Origin of the sequence: Lactonifactor sp. BIOML-A5 (assembly GCF_009677585.1) — a bacterium.
GTDB lineage: Bacteria > Bacillota > Clostridia > Lachnospirales > Lachnospiraceae > Lactonifactor.
In genome coordinates this window covers 34713-52225 of sequence record NZ_WKYV01000019.1, presented here as the reverse complement: position 1 = coordinate 52225, position 17513 = coordinate 34713, and the positions used below count along the sequence as shown (strand labels likewise).

19 protein-coding genes are annotated in these 17513 nt (G+C 48.7%); 4 read left to right on the top strand and 15 right to left on the bottom strand.

Translation table 11 applies throughout. The features are described 5' to 3' along the window. Positions 1 to 7 precede the first annotated feature (7 nt). A complete protein-coding gene (locus tag GKG41_RS15125; protein WP_154260101.1) occupies positions 8 to 835 on the bottom strand; it encodes a DNA adenine methylase in 828 nt (275 codons plus the stop codon). Between the two features lie 92 nt (positions 836 to 927). Continuing rightward, positions 928 to 2499 carry an SEC-C metal-binding domain-containing protein gene (locus GKG41_RS15120; protein ID WP_173015617.1) on the bottom strand — a complete coding sequence of 524 codons (1572 nt, stop codon included), beginning with the start codon at positions 2497 to 2499 and terminating at the stop codon, positions 928 to 930. Between the two features lie 320 nt (positions 2500 to 2819). Between GKG41_RS15120 and GKG41_RS15115 the strand changes: the two genes are divergently transcribed. Beyond that, positions 2820 to 3269, top strand: coding sequence for an Lrp/AsnC family transcriptional regulator (locus tag GKG41_RS15115; RefSeq protein WP_154260096.1), 450 nt, complete (start codon positions 2820 to 2822; stop codon positions 3267 to 3269). A 61-nt stretch (positions 3270 to 3330) separates the two neighbouring features. Here the strand turns inward: GKG41_RS15115 and GKG41_RS15110 are convergent, their stop codons facing one another. From GKG41_RS15110 to GKG41_RS15080, 7 genes are all read right to left on the bottom strand, one after another. Beyond that, positions 3331 to 4101, bottom strand: coding sequence for a 5-oxoprolinase subunit PxpA (locus GKG41_RS15110; RefSeq protein WP_154260094.1), 771 nt, complete (start codon positions 4099 to 4101; stop codon positions 3331 to 3333). Between the two features lie 16 nt (positions 4102 to 4117). Beyond that, positions 4118 to 5050 carry a biotin-dependent carboxyltransferase family protein gene (locus tag GKG41_RS15105; protein WP_154260091.1) on the bottom strand — a complete coding sequence of 311 codons (933 nt, stop codon included), beginning with the start codon at positions 5048 to 5050 and terminating at the stop codon, positions 4118 to 4120. Beyond that, positions 5041 to 5775, bottom strand: coding sequence for a 5-oxoprolinase subunit PxpB (gene pxpB, locus GKG41_RS15100; protein ID WP_173015616.1), 735 nt, complete (start codon positions 5773 to 5775; stop codon positions 5041 to 5043). Before pxpB ends, GKG41_RS15105 begins: the two co-directional genes overlap by 10 nt. Before the next feature lie 121 nt (positions 5776 to 5896). After that, on the bottom strand, positions 5897 to 6829 hold the full coding sequence (locus GKG41_RS15095; RefSeq protein ID WP_173015615.1) for a class D beta-lactamase: 933 nt from the start codon (positions 6827 to 6829) through the stop codon (positions 5897 to 5899). A gap of 107 nt (positions 6830 to 6936) precedes the next feature. Further along, positions 6937 to 7332: a hypothetical protein gene (locus GKG41_RS15090; protein ID WP_256281929.1), complete on the bottom strand. Its 396-nt coding sequence runs from the start codon at positions 7330 to 7332 to the stop codon at positions 6937 to 6939. 84 nt (positions 7333 to 7416) lie between these two features. Continuing rightward, the gene (locus tag GKG41_RS15085) at positions 7417 to 8091 is read right to left on the bottom strand and encodes a YoaK family protein (RefSeq protein ID WP_154260076.1); all 675 of its coding nucleotides are present in this window, start codon (positions 8089 to 8091) and stop codon (positions 7417 to 7419) included. Continuing rightward, positions 8078 to 8221 (bottom strand): hypothetical protein, encoded by a 144-nt coding sequence (locus GKG41_RS15080; protein ID WP_154260073.1) that lies wholly within the window; start codon positions 8219 to 8221, stop codon positions 8078 to 8080. The genes GKG41_RS15085 and GKG41_RS15080 overlap by 14 nt, the downstream gene beginning before the upstream one ends. 80 nt (positions 8222 to 8301) lie before the next feature. Here GKG41_RS15080 and GKG41_RS15075 point away from each other — a divergent pair, with 80 nt between their 5' ends. After that, entirely contained in the window at positions 8302 to 9198 is an 897-nt protein-coding gene (locus GKG41_RS15075; RefSeq protein WP_154260071.1) for a LysR family transcriptional regulator, read from the top strand. On the opposite strand, the gene GKG41_RS15070 is transcribed toward GKG41_RS15075, so the two are convergent. Both GKG41_RS15070 and GKG41_RS15065 read right to left on the bottom strand, forming a co-directional pair. Then, entirely contained in the window at positions 9195 to 10826 is a 1632-nt protein-coding gene (locus GKG41_RS15070; protein ID WP_173015614.1) for an ABC transporter ATP-binding protein, read from the bottom strand. The genes GKG41_RS15075 and GKG41_RS15070 overlap by 4 nt on opposite strands. A gap of 31 nt (positions 10827 to 10857) precedes the next feature. Next, positions 10858 to 11274 (bottom strand): YjdF family protein, encoded by a 417-nt coding sequence (locus GKG41_RS15065; protein ID WP_154260066.1) that lies wholly within the window; start codon positions 11272 to 11274, stop codon positions 10858 to 10860. Positions 11275 to 11666: 392 nt separating this feature from the next. On the opposite strand from GKG41_RS15065, the gene GKG41_RS15060 reads away from it, so the two are divergent. Then, positions 11667 to 12965: an MFS transporter gene (locus GKG41_RS15060; protein WP_154260063.1), complete on the top strand. Its 1299-nt coding sequence runs from the start codon at positions 11667 to 11669 to the stop codon at positions 12963 to 12965. Between the two features lie 105 nt (positions 12966 to 13070). Here GKG41_RS15060 and bioD read toward each other — a convergent pair whose 3' ends face one another. Genes bioD through GKG41_RS15045 form a run of 3 tightly spaced genes read right to left on the bottom strand, consistent with a single transcriptional unit; the run spans position 13071 to position 15317 of the window. Beyond that, positions 13071 to 13751, bottom strand: a complete 681-nt coding sequence (gene bioD, locus GKG41_RS15055) for a dethiobiotin synthase (protein WP_226902163.1) — start codon at positions 13749 to 13751, stop codon at positions 13071 to 13073. Then, positions 13744 to 14718, bottom strand: a complete 975-nt coding sequence (gene bioB, locus GKG41_RS15050) for a biotin synthase BioB (RefSeq protein ID WP_154260060.1) — start codon at positions 14716 to 14718, stop codon at positions 13744 to 13746. Before bioB ends, bioD begins: the two co-directional genes overlap by 8 nt. Then, on the bottom strand, positions 14715 to 15317 hold the full coding sequence (locus tag GKG41_RS15045; protein ID WP_154260145.1) for a biotin transporter BioY: 603 nt from the start codon (positions 15315 to 15317) through the stop codon (positions 14715 to 14717). Before GKG41_RS15045 ends, bioB begins: the two co-directional genes overlap by 4 nt. A 261-nt stretch (positions 15318 to 15578) precedes the next feature. Between GKG41_RS15045 and rfbD the strand changes: the two genes are divergently transcribed. Continuing rightward, complete coding sequence (gene rfbD, locus GKG41_RS15040) at positions 15579 to 16424, top strand: dTDP-4-dehydrorhamnose reductase (RefSeq protein ID WP_154260058.1); 846 nt, start codon at positions 15579 to 15581, stop codon at positions 16422 to 16424. Here the strand turns inward: rfbD and GKG41_RS15035 are convergent. Then, complete coding sequence (locus GKG41_RS15035) at positions 16404 to 17447, bottom strand: helix-turn-helix domain-containing protein (RefSeq protein WP_173015613.1); 1044 nt, start codon at positions 17445 to 17447, stop codon at positions 16404 to 16406. The two genes, rfbD and GKG41_RS15035, sit on opposite strands and share 21 nt — an antisense overlap. Positions 17448 to 17513 lie beyond the last annotated feature (66 nt).

The window sequence follows — 17513 nt, the reverse complement described above, 5'->3', positions numbered from 1 at the left end:
GTCTGCTTTACCGATAATTACGTATAATCAATTCCTTGCCTACCCGTTTGCTGGCATTGGAATTAATAGCCCTCCTCACATCGATCTCTTCCATGGAAAAACCGTCGTATAATTCATGAATTAACTCCGTATTGTGATTGGTCAGCATACAGTAACAGCCTTTTTCCGTGAGTCTGCGGAAGACTTCCGCCAGACGCCTGTGCTCTTCAATCGTAAATCCTTCCTTGGTATACGCTTCAAACGAGGTGGGATTCAGCGGCGCATAGGGACTGTCCAGATAAATAAAATCCTGAGCCCCTGCCCCTTCCAGTGCTGTCTCAAAATCCTGACAAGTAATGGTCACGTTCTGCAGATAATAAGAAACCGCTTTTATATTTTCTATATCAATGGATTTGCCCGATATCTTCTGATTCCAGGGTACGTTAAACAACCCCTTTGCATTCACCCGGTACAGCCCATTAAAGCAGTGCTTATTCAGATACACAAACAGTACTGCCATCTCTACATCATACTCACCGCCGGAAAGCTTTTCATTGTAGCGTCCTCTGGTCTTGTAATAAAACTCCTTGGTACAGGTGACACGATCCATCTCTTCCATCCGGCTGATGAATTCATCCCTGGAGTCCCGGATCGCCTCGTAGGTATGCATCAGTTCACGGTTGATGTCATTGATAAATGCCTGTTCCGGCTTGCTGTCAAAGAGCAGCGCCCCTCCTCCTACAAATGGTTCGTAGTACTTTTTGCAGGCAGACGGCATCCGTGATCTTAATTTCTCTAATAATTGTCTTTTCCCCCCTGCCCATTTTACAAAGGGCTGTGTACTTGAATGGCTCATGGCTCTTCCAACTTTCTATATTACTTAGTCCTAACTTCTCTATTATAAGGAAAAAGACAAGATTTTTCAAATATAAAATATAATAGTGGCAGCTACCTGCCGCAGCACTTTTTATATTTCCTGCCGCTCCCGCAGGGGCATGGGTCGTTGGGATAGATTTTCTGGCACTTCTGTACCGGCCCCGGCTTGCCGGCTCCGGACGAAAGCCCTGCTTTTTTCTGAAGTATCTCCAGTTCCAGAGGGGTGTATCCCCGATCCCCCAGACGCCTGGTATGGTTCCAGACACTGCGGAGTCTTTCTGACAGACCAGCCAGCTGTTCCTTTGTGCCGGGGGTAATATTATACTTGGCGGCCGCTGCAATGAGATCTTCCATTTCATAATTTTTATGTATCAGTGCCTGGGCTTCGTAAAAATAGCTGTTTGCCTGGGCCTGTCCGGCATCCAGATCCTCCCTCACATACCGGATAAGTTCCAGTCCGTTTTGATCCGGGGCTTCCCCGTAGAGTACGCCGTACTGCAGGAAGAGTCCCCGAACCGGTGGGATATAGTAGGGTTTTGTTCCCTGAAGCAGCAAAAGCATCCGGTAGGCATCCTGCTCCAGCAGTTCATTTGCCACAATAGAATCATTGATTACTGTGACCGGCCCCCCGTTATTCATCAGTTCCCTGCACCGGTTTTCCATTATTTCTTCCGTAAGCCGGGTTCCTTCATATTGATTGTATAATTTTGTCAGAAGAGAAACAGGAGTTACCCCATACAGATAGCAGGCACTGCTGCAGTATTTTCTCAAAGTTTCTATCTCTTCATGTTCCGCCTCAAATTCCGGAGTGATAATCTTCCGGCAGAGAGCCTTCACCTCCTCAGGCACCACCAGAGTAGTATCCCTTGTAAGAATGCAGCAGCTTCTAAGAAGGCGTGAGCGGTATACAAAATTCAAATCCGCCCGTCCCCCGCGGCCGCCTGCCGTAAGCTCCAGGAATACTCTGTACTCGTCTGCTCCTGCATAGAGCAGAAGCTGGGACATATGGGCCTCGTTAAGCAAAAGCTCTTTCAGCCGTACTGTCAATTCTTCCTTTGTCAGGTTTTTATAAGATGCCAGATGATTCAATTCTGCAAGCTCTTCCAGTTCCTCAGGATGAGCTTCCATCAGCCACCGCTCCATGGTATACTCACCAGTATCCTCAGAAGTCCCGCTGTTCTTATGAAAATCCAGGTGTTCGGCCAGGTACTGATTTATCGTCTCCAGGGAATACTCCTCTTCCCCTGCCATTCCCTTTTCCTGCAGTTCATAGTACCCAGCAATCCCCCCGCAGTCTTCCGGCAGGTTTGCCCCTTTATACTTTTCCACCCTGGGATATCCCCAGGCATCATCTACTTCCTTTTCTATTTCCACTCTGTGTTCCCACGGGTTCTCCGAACCATATGTATAGCGGATCCATTTATGGTTCTGAAGCCAGGGGGCAATTGCCTGGTCCTCTGCCGGACCTATTTTTATCTTTTTCTGAGGAATCTCAAATATATAAGGTTTACTGTCCTTCCAGCCGTACACTGCCTGTATCACACGGTGCAGCTGCCCAAAGGTGATGTCCCCGGGAACTGCCGTCCTTCTCCAGATAGGCGGCTTGCTGTTCTTAATTATTATCTTTAGCTGATATCCCTGCATATGCTCTACTCCTTTTTTCCACATGCGCACAAAAGATAAGACAGACCTCTCTGCCTTATCTTTACCTGCGAATTACTATTATAGAGTGAATCGTCCTGAGGTGCAAGGAAATTTATGATTTACAGCCTTACTTTTTCTATTGGGCGTTGAAAATCCCGGTCCCAAAATTCAGCCGCAGCTATTTCATCCCCAAGCGCAAGTCTGGTTCCGGCCTTTTTACAGGGGTATATTTCTTATGGATTTCTGGTGCTGCAGATGTTATACTAAAATAGATAAAACCTGCAGTTATGGCAGATCTCGTTGGAAAGGATGGGCTTCTTATGGATGAACTGGATTATAAAATTTTAGAGATGCTAAAGGCCAATGCCAGGCAGAAGGCCTCTGATATCAGTAAAGAAGTACATTTATCGATTTCTACAGTTATTGACCGGATTCACCGGATGGAGGATATGGGAATTATCACTTCTTATACTGCCATCACAGACGACAGCAAGGTGGGCAATGGTGTGACAGCACTCATGGAAGTAAGTCTGGACCATCCCAGATATAATGAATCCTTCATGGAAGGGGTTGCGGGGAACCCGAAGATTATTTCCTGCTATTATCTCACCGGGGAATTCGATTTTCTCCTGAAGATATCCTGCCGTTCTTCTGAGGAGCTGGAGAAAGTACACCGGTGGGTCAATGACCTAGGCGGAATCCGCCAGACAAAAACCCACTTTGTCCTTCGCACAGTAAAAAATATATACTCCTCCCTGCCGTCTGACTGATCAGGCGTCACACCCGTCTGCTCTGCGGAGATCCTCAAGGATCTCCTTTTCTATCTTTCTGTCAGCCTGCTGTGGAGCCAAGGGGAACAATCTGAATCCCCTCCCTTTCCAGTTCCATTCTGATTTTTTTTACAAACGCCAGGGCCTTCTCCCCGTCTCCATGAACGCATATGGAATCCGCTTTCACCGGTATCTCCTTTCCGGATACGGCCTCTGTCTTTCCATGCTTCACCATTGACAGTACCCTTCGAACAGCCTCCTCTTCATCTGCAATTACAGCCCCCGGCTTAGTTCTCGGTACCAGCGTTCCATCTTCCTCATAGGCACGATCCGCAAACACTTCTCTGGCAAATGTCAGACCTGCGGCCGCCGCCGCCCGCTCCATCTCACTCCCTCCCTGTCCCAGGAGAATGAGTCTGCTGTCCACTTCCATAATCCCGGTGCATATAGCCTCTGCCAGGGAGGCATCCTTACCCGCCATATTATACAAGGCCCCGTGGGGCTTTACATGTGTCATTGGAATTCCCTGGACCCTGCAGAAAGCACTTAGGGCTCCTATCTGATACTGGACCATAGTCTTCGCTTCTTCCCGGGACACCATCATATTTCTTCTGCCGAATCCCATCAGATCCGGGAAACCTGGATGTGCTCCCACGTTTACCCCATACTTCCTGGCCAAAGCTGCTGTCTTAGCCATAACTGAGGGATCTGAGGCATGAAAGCCGCATGCGACATTAGCCGATGAGATATAGGGAATCACTTCCTCATCCAGACCGCAGCGATAATTTCCAAAGCTCTCTCCCAAATCACAATTCAAGTCTATCTGATACATTACATTTCCCGCCCTTCTATTTTTTCATCATAAGGTCTAACTCTTTGCGATACTGTTTTAACAGCATCTGTGCCTCTTCGATGGAAACCGGAAGAAATCTCACCAGATCTCCCGGCCTTCCCTGGGCAATCCTGGGTATGTCAAAAGAACACACCACCGCAATCTTGGCATAGCCTCCGGTTGTCTGGCGATCTGCCAGCAGGACAATCGGCTGGCCCTGTGCAGGGACCTGGACTGCGCCCAGGGGGATAGGATCCGAGATAATGTCTGTTCCGTTTTTGCTCTCAACGGCCTGGCCGCTCAGCCGGTACCCCATTCGGTCACTTTCCCCCGATATGGTATATGCGCTGTCATAAAACGTCCGTTTCCCCTTATCCGTAAAGTAAAGCGCCTGAGGCCCCTCTACCGCACGAAGTACGATCTCCCGGGGAAACATCCGCTGCCGGATCTTCCTGTTTTTTACTTCTTCAAAATTTTTTCGGACTGTTCCTACTTCCAGAATGTCTCCTGCCTTCAGCGCACGGCCCTTATATCCTCCCATACTGCATTTTAGATAGGTAGAGCGGCTCCCCATGACAGCAGGTACCTCAATACCGCCTGCTGCAGCCAGATATGTACGGCATCCCGCCTTTGCCATATCCATATGCAGCACAGCTCCTCCCGGTGCCAGATGGGGCACATTCATAGCAACCCTCTGACCGTCCAGCCTGGGGCACATGTCTGCCCCTGTCAGGGCAAATACGGTATCCTCTGTGAACTGTGTACGCCCTCCCCACAGGGTGAATTCAAGGCCTGCCTCCCCCTGTTCGTTGCCCACCAGATAATTTCCAGTCTCCCAGGCTTCCTGATCCATGGCCCCCGCTGGGGGGATTCCTGCACTCTGACGGCCGTACCGCCCTCCGTCCTGGACCGTCGTCAGCGGCCCCGGGATAAGAATCTTTACTGGCATAAGCGCTCTCCCTCCTCTTCCTCAGTCACCACCTTATAGCTCCCCTTTTGGATCATCCGGCGGATATCGTAGTAGTCATCTATCGTTATGGGAATAAAACGGATATATTCTCCGGCGCTGCACAGAACCGGCTCCTCCCGGTCCGGATTATAAAAGTCCACGGGCGTGCCTCCCAGGAGCCGCCATCCCCCCGGGGATGCCAGGGGGTAGACACCAGTCTGATTTCCTCCTATTCCAACAGCTCCCGGCTGAATCTTAATCCGGGGTATCTTAAGCCTGGGCATCTCCAGCCTTTTGTCCAGTCCTCCCAGATAGACAAACCCCGGCAGAAATCCCAGCATATAGATTTTATAATCCACAGAGCTGTGAATGGCAATAATCTCATCCCTGGTGAGCTTCATATACTGCTCCATGTCTGCAAGATCACAGCCAAAGCGTGCCCCATAGCAGCAGGGAATCTTCAGAATCCTCTTTTTTTTGCCGAACGTTCCCACTTCCCCTTCCTCCAGCTCCTCAATCCTCTTTTTCAGTTCCCCATAAGAAATCACCTGAGGCTGATAATAAATCATCAGGGAACAGAATGCTGGCACCAATTCTGTAATTCCCGGGATCTGCCGGCTTACGATCTCCCTGGCCAGCCCATGAACCCTGTCATTTGTCCGGGTGCTAATCTCCTGTGGAAATTCTGCCATAATAGCACAATCCCCTGCCGGTACACATCTCATATACTTACCTCCAAAAAAGCCCGGCCAAAAGGGCTCTCTATCAGACCCCTTTGTCCGAGCTTGCATCATCATTTTGCCCATTGTTTCACATAAAAGCATTTGTCAAATGATTGGGGAAAATTTACTGTGTCTGCTGGTTCTCTGTTAGAACATTTATTCCAATTTCCTCTGCTTTATCCCCGTCGCCCCCGGCATTCTCATCCCGCACATAAAATGCAAAATAATAATACTTACCCTGATATTCCTGAAAGCCTACAAACCAGCCGTCTCCTGCATTTCCGCTTCCTGTCTTTCCGTATATTTTATGCCCATCTGTCTCCTGGACGAACATCAACTCCTTCAGAATCTCCGTTTCCCCGGAGACATACTCTGACCGTCCCTCCATAATATCTGACATCATATTAACCTGCTCCATAGGCGATATCAGCAGCGAGGACTCCAGCCAGAATCCATTCAGCTGAGGCTGCGGGTTGACACCGCTCCCCTCCCACTGGGAGATATCACAGTTTCCATACACCAGTTCATTCAGCTGGCGCTGAACCTCATCCGCCCCTGCCTGATCCAGAACCTTTCTGAAATACCAGATGCAGGAGCTTTGGAATGCCTCTTTCAGAGTCAGATCTTTATTCCACGCTTTTACCGGATAATTAGTATTGTCGTATCCCATAGTAGAATCCGGCCCTGTGAGAATACCCGTTTCCAATCCAATCAGAGTGGATACGATCTTAAATGTTGAACAGGGGGAAAACTGCGTGTAACACATGTCCTCATTGTAGACCTGATATTCGTCTTCTTTGGAGTCAAATACCACCGCACATCCCTGCACTCCCTGAAAATACCCGCTGTAATCTACTGTGTTCCAGACGGGATCCGGAATAACCGACGCACTGCTTCGGTTACCCTGAATGGTTATCTCATCTTTTTGTTCTGTGTTCACCCCACTGTCCTCTGCCGCAGTCGCTGCAGTCCCTTTCTCCCCCTCTTCCCGGCTGCCGCAGCCCAGAATATTGCAGCATAAAATAGCAGCCAACACCACTGCAAATTTCTTAATCATTTGTGTCTCCTTCATATGCACTTGTGTCTTGTTAAGTAAGTACCAACGCCCTTAAGAATTTCTTAATATAATTCTATTATAGTACAGAATTTCCAATCGTCAAATGGTTATTTGAAAAAGGAAGCACAGAGGTAAATAATTCCATACCTCTGTGCTTCCCAGGTTAATTTTACAGTGTTTTCAGAAACGTCTGCCCTCTCCTGCAAGCATCCCAGATTGTCGGTCATCTGTATCTCTGCCCTGCCGCTCTCTGTTACAAAGAGATCGTAAACAAGAACCTTCATACCCATTACCTCACCGCGGATTCTGGTACACCGAATCTGTGTTCCCTGGGCATAGCCACCCTCACGGGCCCTCTTTACAAAAGGCCACAGCTGGCGTTTCAGACACATTATGAAGGCAAACGCATGACTTGCAACCTCATAGATACAGTGATCCGGAACATTGCAGACTGCAATTTTTCTCCTGGTTGCCGCTTCCACATCCACAGTATCTACCCCTATCCCGCAGCGGCGGCCTTTTCTATGATCTCCTGTTTTTTTTGCAGGAATGCCCTCCTAGGCTCCTCCGCGGGATTTCTCTCACCGTTACCTCTCCCCTTCTCTCACAAACATTATCAAAAATCCCCCCAATAAAAGTCCTCCTGCCATCCAGATAGCGCGTTCCCCCAGCCACAAACTCATAAGAGCGCCCGCAGCTGCCCCCAATGCAAACACCAGAATCACAAAGTAGTAGTGCATACATCTCCTTCTCAGCTCTCTGTCCTTTGTTATATGGTACCTGCAAAGCATCTCTGTGGCACTTCTCATATTTCCGATGCACATTGTTGTGGCGCATGGGATACCTCTGAATTTGCGGAAGCTGTTTACCTGCATAGCACAGGCAAAAGACATCAGACCGTTGGCTAACATGTTCGCAGACTGAGGAAGCAGCCCCACAACGGCCAGAAGGATTGCTTCCGTGCAAAGAACCATCTGCCGCCAGTGAAGGCGCTGATATTCCTTAAACAAGTGGTGGACCCACTCCGTCACATAGACACCAGAGATAAACGCCCCCAGGGGAAGGATATAATGCAGGGCTTCCTGCCAGCTGCCCTGGGCCAGATTCTGTCCCAGAAGTACAATATTACCCGTCTGGGCATTTGCAAAGACTTCTCCTCTGCAGTTATAAGAATAGGCATCCTGAAACCCTCCCGCCAGAGTTAAGAACACCGCCAGCAGAAGAGACTCTGACATCTGGCTCCTTGCTTTAATCTTCACCATATTCCTTTTCTCCTTTCCTTATCGAGAAGCTGCCATCATATACATAAAACCGGCAGGAACTGCCCTTCTCCCGGAGCCTTCCTGCCTTTGTCATCTCAGCAACTGTCTCTTGCTTTTCTTTTTCTATCATATTATACTTTTCTCCAACCAGATGTAAAATGTATATTTCAGATAACATCTATATCATTTTTATATAATACAGGAGGCAATATGAATATTTCCTACGAGTATTACCGGATTTTTTATTATGTAGCCAAATACAAAAGCTTTACTAAGGCAGCCAATATACTGATGAATAATCAGCCCAATGTTACCCGCTCCATTCATAATCTGGAGCACCAGCTGGGATGCCGCCTTTTTATACGCTCCAGCCGGGGCGTCACTCTGACCCCGGAGGGAGAACAGTTATATCCCCGTGTTGCGGCAGCTGTCACCCAGCTCCTGGCAGGAGAGGAGGAACTTCTGAAAAGTAAGTCTCTCCACAGCGGTCTGGTGACCATAGGCGCCAGTGAGATCGCCCTCCATGGACTGCTGCTGAAAAAACTGAGAGAATTTCACAGCAGGCACCCTGGAATACGAATCCGTATCTCCAATCATACCACGCCTCAGGCCATAGCCGCCCTGCAAAGCGGTCTGGTGGATTTTTCAGTAGTCACAACTCCCACTGGAGTATCAAAGCCTCTTGAGGAAACTCCCCTGAAGGCCTTTCAGGAAATTCTTGCAGGTGGTCCGGGCTACGCATATCTTGCAGCTCAAACATGGCATTTAAGAGATCTGAAGGAACACTCTTTTATTTGCATGGATGCTAAAAGCAAAACCTATGAATTCTACAACCAATACTTTATGGAGGAACATCTGCCCCTTGAGCCGGATATGGAAGCTGCAACTACAGATCAGGTGCTTCTTATGATAAAAAATGATCTTGGAATAGGTTTTCTGCCCCTGGATCTGGCAGATGAGGCCCTTGCGCACAAGGAAATTTTCCACATTCCCCTATACTGCGAGCCCCCTGCCAGGCATATCTGTCTGATACAAGACAGAGAACGCCCCTTAAGCATCGCGGCTATAGCGATGAAGGAAATTCTTCTCTCCATGCAGGACTGCTAAAATTTCCTCTTTTCCAGGCCCCAGATTCTCACCGCTGTCAAGATACCTCCGTACAGGATGCACATTCCCGCGGCAAAGGCGGTATCTTTCAAGGTAAAATGCAAAGTCCCGGCAAAGACTCCTGTAACATCTGAGATAGGAGGCAAAAGATATAAAACCCATCCCACCCAGGATGCATCCTGCAGGATTGCTGTCTTACCTATGGCTAAGACAGCAATCAGCACGGTAAGCACTACAGCTGCTTTTCTGTCTTTCATCACTCTGGGGTGCAGCAAGGTCCCAAGAGAACTCCCCAGAAACGCTCCCGCCCACATGAACAGTAAACCTCCTGCTGCGTCCTGAAGCAGAATTCCCATTGAAAACAGTTGGCCGCCGTTTACTGCATCCAACACCAGGGGGATCAAGAGAGAAACCAACGTGAATATTCCCCCCAGAAGGCAGAGAAACAGGCTTTGACCGAAATAATATATCGTTTCACTTTGAAGACGCAGTATCATCATCTGTTCTTCTGCCGCTTGCTGCATTTCATTGTATGATAACCCTGCCCACGTCATCAGTAAAAACAAAAGATTACAGGAGATGGTAAAGCTGTCTGTCACACCCACAGGCATGGAAGAATATAAGCTGAAAAGAAATACCATCAGAACTAAAAAAGGCATGGCAAATCTGTTGGTCTTAAAATACGTCCGAAATTCATAGGAGAGCATTCCCCATACAGAGCCTCTTTGCTTTTCCATTTCGTTCTCCCGCAGCTCAAGCTCCTGGAGAGTTCCTCCGTTTCCCTCTCTCTCCCCTGCCAGAACCGGTTCTTCCCCCACAAGAGTAAAATCCTCCAAGCGAAACCCTTCCCGTATCATCTTCGCCACCACCTCATTGCTGCTTTCATAGGAAGAAATAAAACGCAGTCCCCCCGGTATTGCTTCCCCTGTCACAGGCAGTTCAGGCGCAGTCCTGTCCCCAGGGGCTTCAAAGGTAATTAGAGCCTTCCTCTTCTGCTTCCCGCGTTCTAACCGGACTGTATGCATCTTTCCTCCCTCTATCCTGCACACTGTATCCCCCACAGCGTTCACCAAAAATTCCTCATGACAGGAAATGATCAGGGCAGTCCCCTCCCTCTTCAGAGCATTGACCAGCTCCACAAATACAGCCTGGGATGCCGCATCCTGTCCGGACAACGGTTCATCCAACAGCAGAATATCCGGTCTTTTCAGAACCGCCTGGATAACCCCGACTTTCTGAAGCGTACCCTTAGACAGCAGTTTCATGGGTTTATCTTCCATCCCGCTCATGTGAAACCGTTCAAAAAGATCCGCACTTTTTTTCTGGATCTCCTCTCTCCTTAGGCCCTCAATTTTTCCCACTGCACAGATATACTGCCGTGCAGTCAGATTAGACTTTGGAAATCGTTCCGGTACCATATGGTACAGCAGTCCTTTTTTCCTATGTATCTTTCCCCCTGACGGCGCGATCAATCCGCCGATCATTTTCAGAATCGTACTTTTCCCGACTCCATTGGTGCCTGTGAACACTACAGCCTCACCGCTTCTGATATCCAGGTTTATATCTTCCAGAATCCTGCTTTTGCCGTATTCTTTTGCTGCTTTCTCTAACCGAATAAATGTCTCCACTTTTTCCCCCTTAACAGCAAAAGAGGCAGTACTATCTGCCTCTATGCTTTTCTCTTTTCTTCTGCTGCCGCAGCTCAAATCTGCGCTGCTGTTCTTCTTCCCTTTGCAGTCTGCTCCGAACTCTGCGCTCGGTCTTCGACTGCTCCTGCTGTAATTTCAAGGCCTGCTGGGACCTGGTTCCCATCCCCGCATGTTCCAGCTGCTTTTTTGCCTCCCGCTGCTTACGCTTGGGGTTTGCGCTCTTTTCCTTTACACAGGCCGCGACAGCCGGACTAAATCGCAGCTTCCCGTAGTTTTTCAGAAAAAAGTCCCATACCTGCCATTCTTTTGGCTCCGGCCCGAATGTAACCTTCGCTGCATCCAGCATGCCGTCTGTTACTCTTTCCACAATCCCTACCCAGAAGGGATCTTCAAAAAAAACCTCCAAGGTTACCGATACTTTGTCCATGATAAGTCCTCCTTAAATATAAAAAATCACGGCAAAGAACGGACGACCTAAGGAGGAAGGTTACTGACAGCGCTTTTATGAATATCCGCCGCTGCGCCCGGACTACCTACCGGGCTGTGTTTTTATCTCTGCCTCTCTATTATACCTGTCCTATATGGTACCCTGTCAATGGTCTGCACAAAAATCCTTGGACAAATGGTGTTTTCCATGGTAACTTTATAGAAAGATAACCGAAGGGAGGATTCCGGAAAATGAAGCTCTGTATTGTTTGCCCTCCATGCAAAGTCTGAACAGCGGACGGATTTGCATGGAGACGAGTTAAATCTATTCGTCCGTTTTGGACTTTGCACTTTGTATTATAAATTATAGTAATTATAAGGAGCAAAGTCATTATGAATAAAATTAAATACATGTTTCAGGGATTGCATTCCTTTCTTCTTCTCTGGTCTACCCAGGCACTTTCTTCCCTTGGAAGCGGTATGACAAGCTATGCCTTGGTCATATGGTCTTACCAGGCAAAAGGGTCTGCACTGACAACAGCCCTCCTGTCCGTCTGTACCTATGCCCCCTATGTTGTGCTAAGTATATTTGCCGGGGCTTTGAGTGACAAGTGGAACAAAAAACATACCATGCTGCTGTGTGACAGTCTTGCTGCGGCAAGCACCCTGGCAGTGTTCCTCCTGCTGCGGACGGGTCATCTTGAAATCTGGCATCTGTATGTCCTTAACGCCTTTAACGGGCTTATGAATACACTTCAGCAGCCGGCCTCAGATGTGGCAGTCAGTCTTCTGACACCCAAAGAGCAGTACCAGAGGGTAGGGGGCATGCGTTCCTTCTCTAATTCCCTGGTTACAGTCCTGACACCTGTGATCGCCACGGCAATTCTCTCTCTTTACAGCTTAACCGCTGTAATAGTGATTGACTTTATTACCTTTGGAATTGCCTTTCTAACTCTGGCTTTCCTTATCCGGATTCCTCCGGTTCCCGGAAGTATTGCCGCGGGGAAGGCCTCCATCCTGAGCTCTGCCCGGGAGGGGATCGGATACCTCAAAAAAAACCGGGGAATCCTGGATATGATAGTATTCCTGGCTGCAATTAATCTGACGGCCTCTATGTATAACGCCGCTCTGCCCGCTATGCTGTTATCAAGGGAAGGCGGCGGCCGCACTGCATTGGGTCTTGTAAATGCCTGCACAGGCCTGGCCAATCTGGCGGGAAGTGCAGCCGTCTCCCTCTGTCCGGCTCCCAAAAGCCGGGTAAGGGCGATCTGCAATTCCCTTCTCTTTTCCATGAGCACAGAAAACTTTCTTCTGGCTTTTGGACAGAACCTTCCCGTATGGTGCACCGGGGCAGTTCTGGGATGGCTGTTTATTCCTGTGATGAGTGCCAATATGGATGTGCTCTTCCGATCCCACATCCCTTTAGAGATGCAGGGACGGGTGTATTCTGTACGAAATACCCTCCAGTTTTTTACCATACCGGTAGGATATCTTCTGGGAGGGCTGCTGGTGGATAAGGTGTTTGAACCCCTCATGGAAGGTCTGTGCCAGGGACACATTCTTCACCTTCTCTTTGGCAGCGGGAAAGGGTCTGGTGCAGCAGTTTTATTTCTGCTTCTTGGGATCCTGGGAACAGGAACCTGCCTGATTTTCCGAAGAGACCGGCATCTCTGGATGCTGGAACAAAAATAGAACAAGAGTGCCGCCGGCTCCATGGTTGTATGGGCCGCGGCACTCTTTTTGTGGATGGTTCAACAACCAAATCTCAAAACCCGTTTTTTACAGACAGTATTTTGCTCAGGCGTACATTTTTTCCCACACCTCTGCCTCTGTTTCAAGCTCCCTCTGCCCCTCGGCGATACATTCAATCACCGGAAGCCCTGTCCTCTGTTCTATCATATACCGATTATCCCTCTCCATAATACTTTCGTCGTGATAATGATTCAGAATAAATCCCTGCACCGGCAGTTTTTTTTGCTTCATATATTCCGCCGTAAGCACTGCAGAATTGATGCTTCCCAGTCCGGCGTCCGCCACGATCAGGCTCGGAAGCTTCAATTGTCTGATAATGTCCTCCAGCCATAAAACCTTTTCATCAAATCTGATGGGGCAGACAATTCCTCCGCTGCCTTCCATCGTGATGAAATCATACTCCCGGGAAAGTCTGCGGTATCCCGCCGCTACCCTTTCCGGTTCTACAGGATTCCCCTCCAGCTTTGCCGCCAGATGGGGAGAGACAGCCCATCGGTAGACGTAGGGGACCATGGATGCCAGTGACTGGCCATTTTGGGAGATCTCTCTTACATACTCCCCATCACCCGGTATCAGTCCTCCGGGGCCTTTTTCATTTCCGCTCACCGCAGCTTTATAATACCCCGCACGCACTCCGCTCCCACAGAGTTTTTTTACCAGCAGAGCCGTGACATAAGTCTTTCCCACATCTGTGCCAGTGCCTGTCACAAACAGACCTTTACTCACAGCCTCTCACCACCTCATACCCCAATTCCTCCAGCATCCTTTTATCCCGTTCTATGGTAATTCCGCCGGTAGTCAGCATGTCTCCCGTAATTGCCGCATTCGCCCCGGACCGGAAGCATCTTTTCCCTTTATCCGGCATAAGCCCCCGGCCTCCTGCCAGGCGGATAAAGGCGTCGGGCACCAGGAACCGGTAAACCGCCACAATCCGGCACATTTCCTCAGTCGTCAGTCTCTTATTTTTCTCATATGGAGTCCCCGGAATCGGATTCAGCATATTTACAGGTATGGATCTTACCCCCAGTTCACGGACTGTCAGCGCAAGATCGATCCTATCCTCCATAGACTCTCCCAGTCCCATAATCCCTCCGCTGCACACACTCAGACCGGCGGCCTGGGCCGCCTTCAGTGTGGCAATTTTTTCATCATAGGTGTGTGTGGTACAGACATTGGGGAAATAATTGCGTGAGGACTCCAGATTATTATGTACACGCACAGCACCAGCCCCTTTTATTTTACGGAATGCCTCCTCGTCCAGAAGTCCAAAGGATACACAGACGGCCACGTCTGTCTGCTTTCTGATGTCTCGTATGCTGTCACAAGCCTGTTCCACTTCACGGCTGTTTAGTCTCTTTCCGGAGGTAACAATAGAATATCTGGGAACCCCCCGGGCGGCATTGTACTGTGCCTGCTCCACCAGCTTTTCCCCGGAGAGCAGGGGATACCCCTGGATCTTTGTATTGTAATAGGACGATTGGGCACAGTATTTGCAGTTTTCCGTACATGCCCCATTTTTTCCGTTTACAATCGTACAAAGATCAAAACGGCTGCCGCAGAAAGCTCTGCGTATCTCATCAGCAGCGCTGCAGAGCTCCTCTAAAGGCATCTCTGCAAGGGAAAGAGCCTCCTCTTTGCCCAAGGACTCCCCCTTCAGCACCCTGTTTTTCAGTTCCTGCAGTTTTGTATTCATTGATTCTCCCTTCCTTTTCCGTATATAACCGATACATCCTCCTTAATCCCACCGGCTGCCTTCAGGGCCATCCCCCTGGCGGCAGGCACCAGGCGTACCGCAATCATTGCCGACACCAGGCACAGCACTACATCTCCGGGCATATCCAGAGGAAAACAGTCCGCCAGCACCATTGCAAACGCTGTTTTTTCTCCCACATACAGATTCAGCATCAGATATTTATACACCAAGCCAATGGAGTAAGTAACTGCAAATCCTGCAAAGGCAGCCCAAAGATACTTTTTATAGGAGTTTGCCCTTAATTTCTCAGTCACAAATCCCGCAGCAAAGGCAGCTGCGATAAATCCGATTAGATACCCGAAACTCGGCCGGAAAATGTATCCGAATCCCCCGCCCGCGGCAAATACAGGCAGCCCAAGCAAGCCCAAAAGCACATAGACTCCCACGCTCACTGCGCCCAGTCTGCTGCCCAACACCATTCCTGCCATGAGTACAAATAAAAACTGAAGGGTAAAATAATCCATTCCCGGCACCGGCACCTGTATAAACGCCCCAATAGCTATAAGCGCTGTAAAAAGCCCTGCATATACCATTTCCATCGCTGTCAGTGTTCTCTTCAAGTTCTTTCCTCCTCTTTTTCTGTAATTATATTTTGCACACAAAATATCATATCGAATGGCTCGCGAATTGTCAACCAGTTTTTATTATTGGTTAACAATATCTATTTACAATAATTTTCTTGGAAAAAGGAGAAACTTACAGTATCATTATAAGAAACCCGGATGACTTCTCTCATTGTACAAGGGTTTGCATCTACACTTTTTTCAGAGAATATAACATCGAATAAAAGGAGGCAGCGTATGAAAGTATTAGTTACCGGTGCTACCGGACAATTGGGATATGATATTATAAAAGAGTTAAGAAGCAGAGAAATCCCTGCAGTGGGCCTTGGGTCGAAAGACTGTGATATTACAGACCTCTCTGCTGTACTTCACACGGTTGAGGATATCCGGCCGGATGCTGTGATTCACTGTGCCGGCTATACTGCGGTAGACAAAGCCGAGGAGGAAACAGAACTGTGCCATATGGTCAACGTAACCGGGACACAGAATCTGATAACTGCCTGCAAAAAAACAGGCTGCAAATTTATGTTTGTAAGCTCCGATTACGTATTCGAAGGTGTGGGAGATCGCCCCTGGAAACCAGATGATAATAGAAACCCCCAATGCGCATACGGAAAGAGTAAATACCTGGGAGAGCTGGCGGTGGAGAAGCAGCTGGAAAAATATTTTATTGTCCGGATATCCTGGGTATTTGGAATCAACGGAAATAATTTTGTCAAAGCCATAATAAGGCGGGCAAACACCGGTCAGCCAGTCTCTGTAGTTGCCGATCAAATCGGTTCTCCTACCTATACCCCGGATGCTGCAAAATTAATGGTTGATATGATTCAGACAGAGGCATACGGCACCTACCATATTACCAATGAGGGCTGCTGCTCCTGGTACGAGTTTGCCTGCCGGATCTTAGCCGAATCTCATATAGATATCACCGTTCATCCTCTAACCACAGAAGAATACGGTGCAAAGGCAAGACGGCCCAAAAACAGCCGCCTGGATAAGTCCTGTCTGACTGATAACGGTTTCGGCCTTCTGCCCCACTGGGAAGATGCTCTGAAGAGATTTTTAAAAGAATACCACTCGTAGGTTCTCCAAAATCCTCTCAAACCTTTCTTCCCCTCTGAGGAAGTCCAGGTTTTCATCTTCCTCCAGTGCCTTTAGCATCATAAACGCCGTATTCTCGCTTCCGCGTTTCGCATACTGCAAGTGGCTGTACAAGTCTGATTTCCTGTAGGGCGCCATATCTCCCAGACCGTCGGTCATCTCTTCCAGCAGGTACAGACAGGCTTCTTTGTCCTTCCTCATATATGCCAGTGAGAATTCCGGGGAAGCCTCCATGTACTTTCCCATCTCCAGTATTTCCGCAAGTTTTTTCTGCTTTTGGGCAATCCGTTCTGCCTTATCCATATGATTCTCTTTTATTGCCAGGGCACTGATCCCCTGCAGGCACCAGGTGAGATCGCTGTATCCCTGAAATAGCATCCGCTCATACAATTCATATGCCAGATCATTCTTTTCCTGTTTCGCGTACAGCAATGCCCTGTATCTCATAGGGTCCACTCTCTGCTGGGGGATCTTGTCCAGGTACTGTTCTGCCAGTTCATACTGCTCCTTTTTGAGGGCTATCAGAAAAAGAGCAGTTAAGGCCGTATGGACAGCAGCAGAATCTGTACTGTTCAGCATCCGACGGTAAAGACTGCAGATTTCCTCATCATACTTCTCTGCCTCCGGTACCTGGAGAATGTCTCTGTATGCGTCCAAAACCTGGGCAACCGGCAGGATCAGCGCTTCACAGCCGGGGTATTCCTGAATCACACCCATAGCCCATTGGAACACCTCACTGTACTCCTCCCTTTTCATACGCGCACCCACCCGGGTGAGTATCTCCTGGATTTCCTGGTCTGTCAACTCCTTACGATAAGACAAGAGTGTATCCGTTGTAATTCCAAGCAGGCGGGCAATGGGAGCCAGCAGGGTAATATCCGGATAAGAGTTGCCGTTCTCCCATTTATTAACTGCCGGGGGCGTAACACCCAGACGCCTCGCCATTTCCTCCTGTGTTAGCTGTTTCTCTTTTCTGAATGTCCTGATTACCTTTCCTAACTCCATGGGTTTCCTCCTGTAATATAATCTCTGCATTGACCTTTGCTGCTTATAGAATAGCAGAAGTTATGG

Coding starts and splice junctions, on each gene's coding strand:
- GKG41_RS15125 (WP_154260101.1), bottom strand. CDS start 835: ATGAGCCATTCAAGTACACAGCCCTTTGTAAAATGGGCAGGGGGGAAA.
- GKG41_RS15120 (WP_173015617.1), bottom strand. CDS start 2,499: ATGCAGGGATATCAGCTAAAGATAATAATTAAGAACAGCAAGCCGCCT.
- GKG41_RS15115 (WP_154260096.1), top strand. CDS start 2,820: ATGGATGAACTGGATTATAAAATTTTAGAGATGCTAAAGGCCAATGCC.
- GKG41_RS15110 (WP_154260094.1), bottom strand. CDS start 4,101: ATGTATCAGATAGACTTGAATTGTGATTTGGGAGAGAGCTTTGGAAAT.
- GKG41_RS15105 (WP_154260091.1), bottom strand. CDS start 5,050: ATGCCAGTAAAGATTCTTATCCCGGGGCCGCTGACGACGGTCCAGGAC.
- pxpB (WP_173015616.1), bottom strand. CDS start 5,775: ATGAGATGTGTACCGGCAGGGGATTGTGCTATTATGGCAGAATTTCCA.
- GKG41_RS15095 (WP_173015615.1), bottom strand. CDS start 6,829: ATGATTAAGAAATTTGCAGTGGTGTTGGCTGCTATTTTATGCTGCAAT.
- GKG41_RS15085 (WP_154260076.1), bottom strand. CDS start 8,091: ATGGTGAAGATTAAAGCAAGGAGCCAGATGTCAGAGTCTCTTCTGCTG.
- GKG41_RS15080 (WP_154260073.1), bottom strand. CDS start 8,221: ATGATAGAAAAAGAAAAGCAAGAGACAGTTGCTGAGATGACAAAGGCA.
- GKG41_RS15075 (WP_154260071.1), top strand. CDS start 8,302: ATGAATATTTCCTACGAGTATTACCGGATTTTTTATTATGTAGCCAAA.
- GKG41_RS15065 (WP_154260066.1), bottom strand. CDS start 11,274: ATGGACAAAGTATCGGTAACCTTGGAGGTTTTTTTTGAAGATCCCTTC.
- GKG41_RS15060 (WP_154260063.1), top strand. CDS start 11,667: ATGAATAAAATTAAATACATGTTTCAGGGATTGCATTCCTTTCTTCTT.
- bioB (WP_154260060.1), bottom strand. CDS start 14,718: ATGAATACAAAACTGCAGGAACTGAAAAACAGGGTGCTGAAGGGGGAG.
- GKG41_RS15045 (WP_154260145.1), bottom strand. CDS start 15,317: ATGGAAATGGTATATGCAGGGCTTTTTACAGCGCTTATAGCTATTGGG.
- rfbD (WP_154260058.1), top strand. CDS start 15,579: ATGAAAGTATTAGTTACCGGTGCTACCGGACAATTGGGATATGATATT.
- GKG41_RS15035 (WP_173015613.1), bottom strand. CDS start 17,447: ATGGAGTTAGGAAAGGTAATCAGGACATTCAGAAAAGAGAAACAGCTA.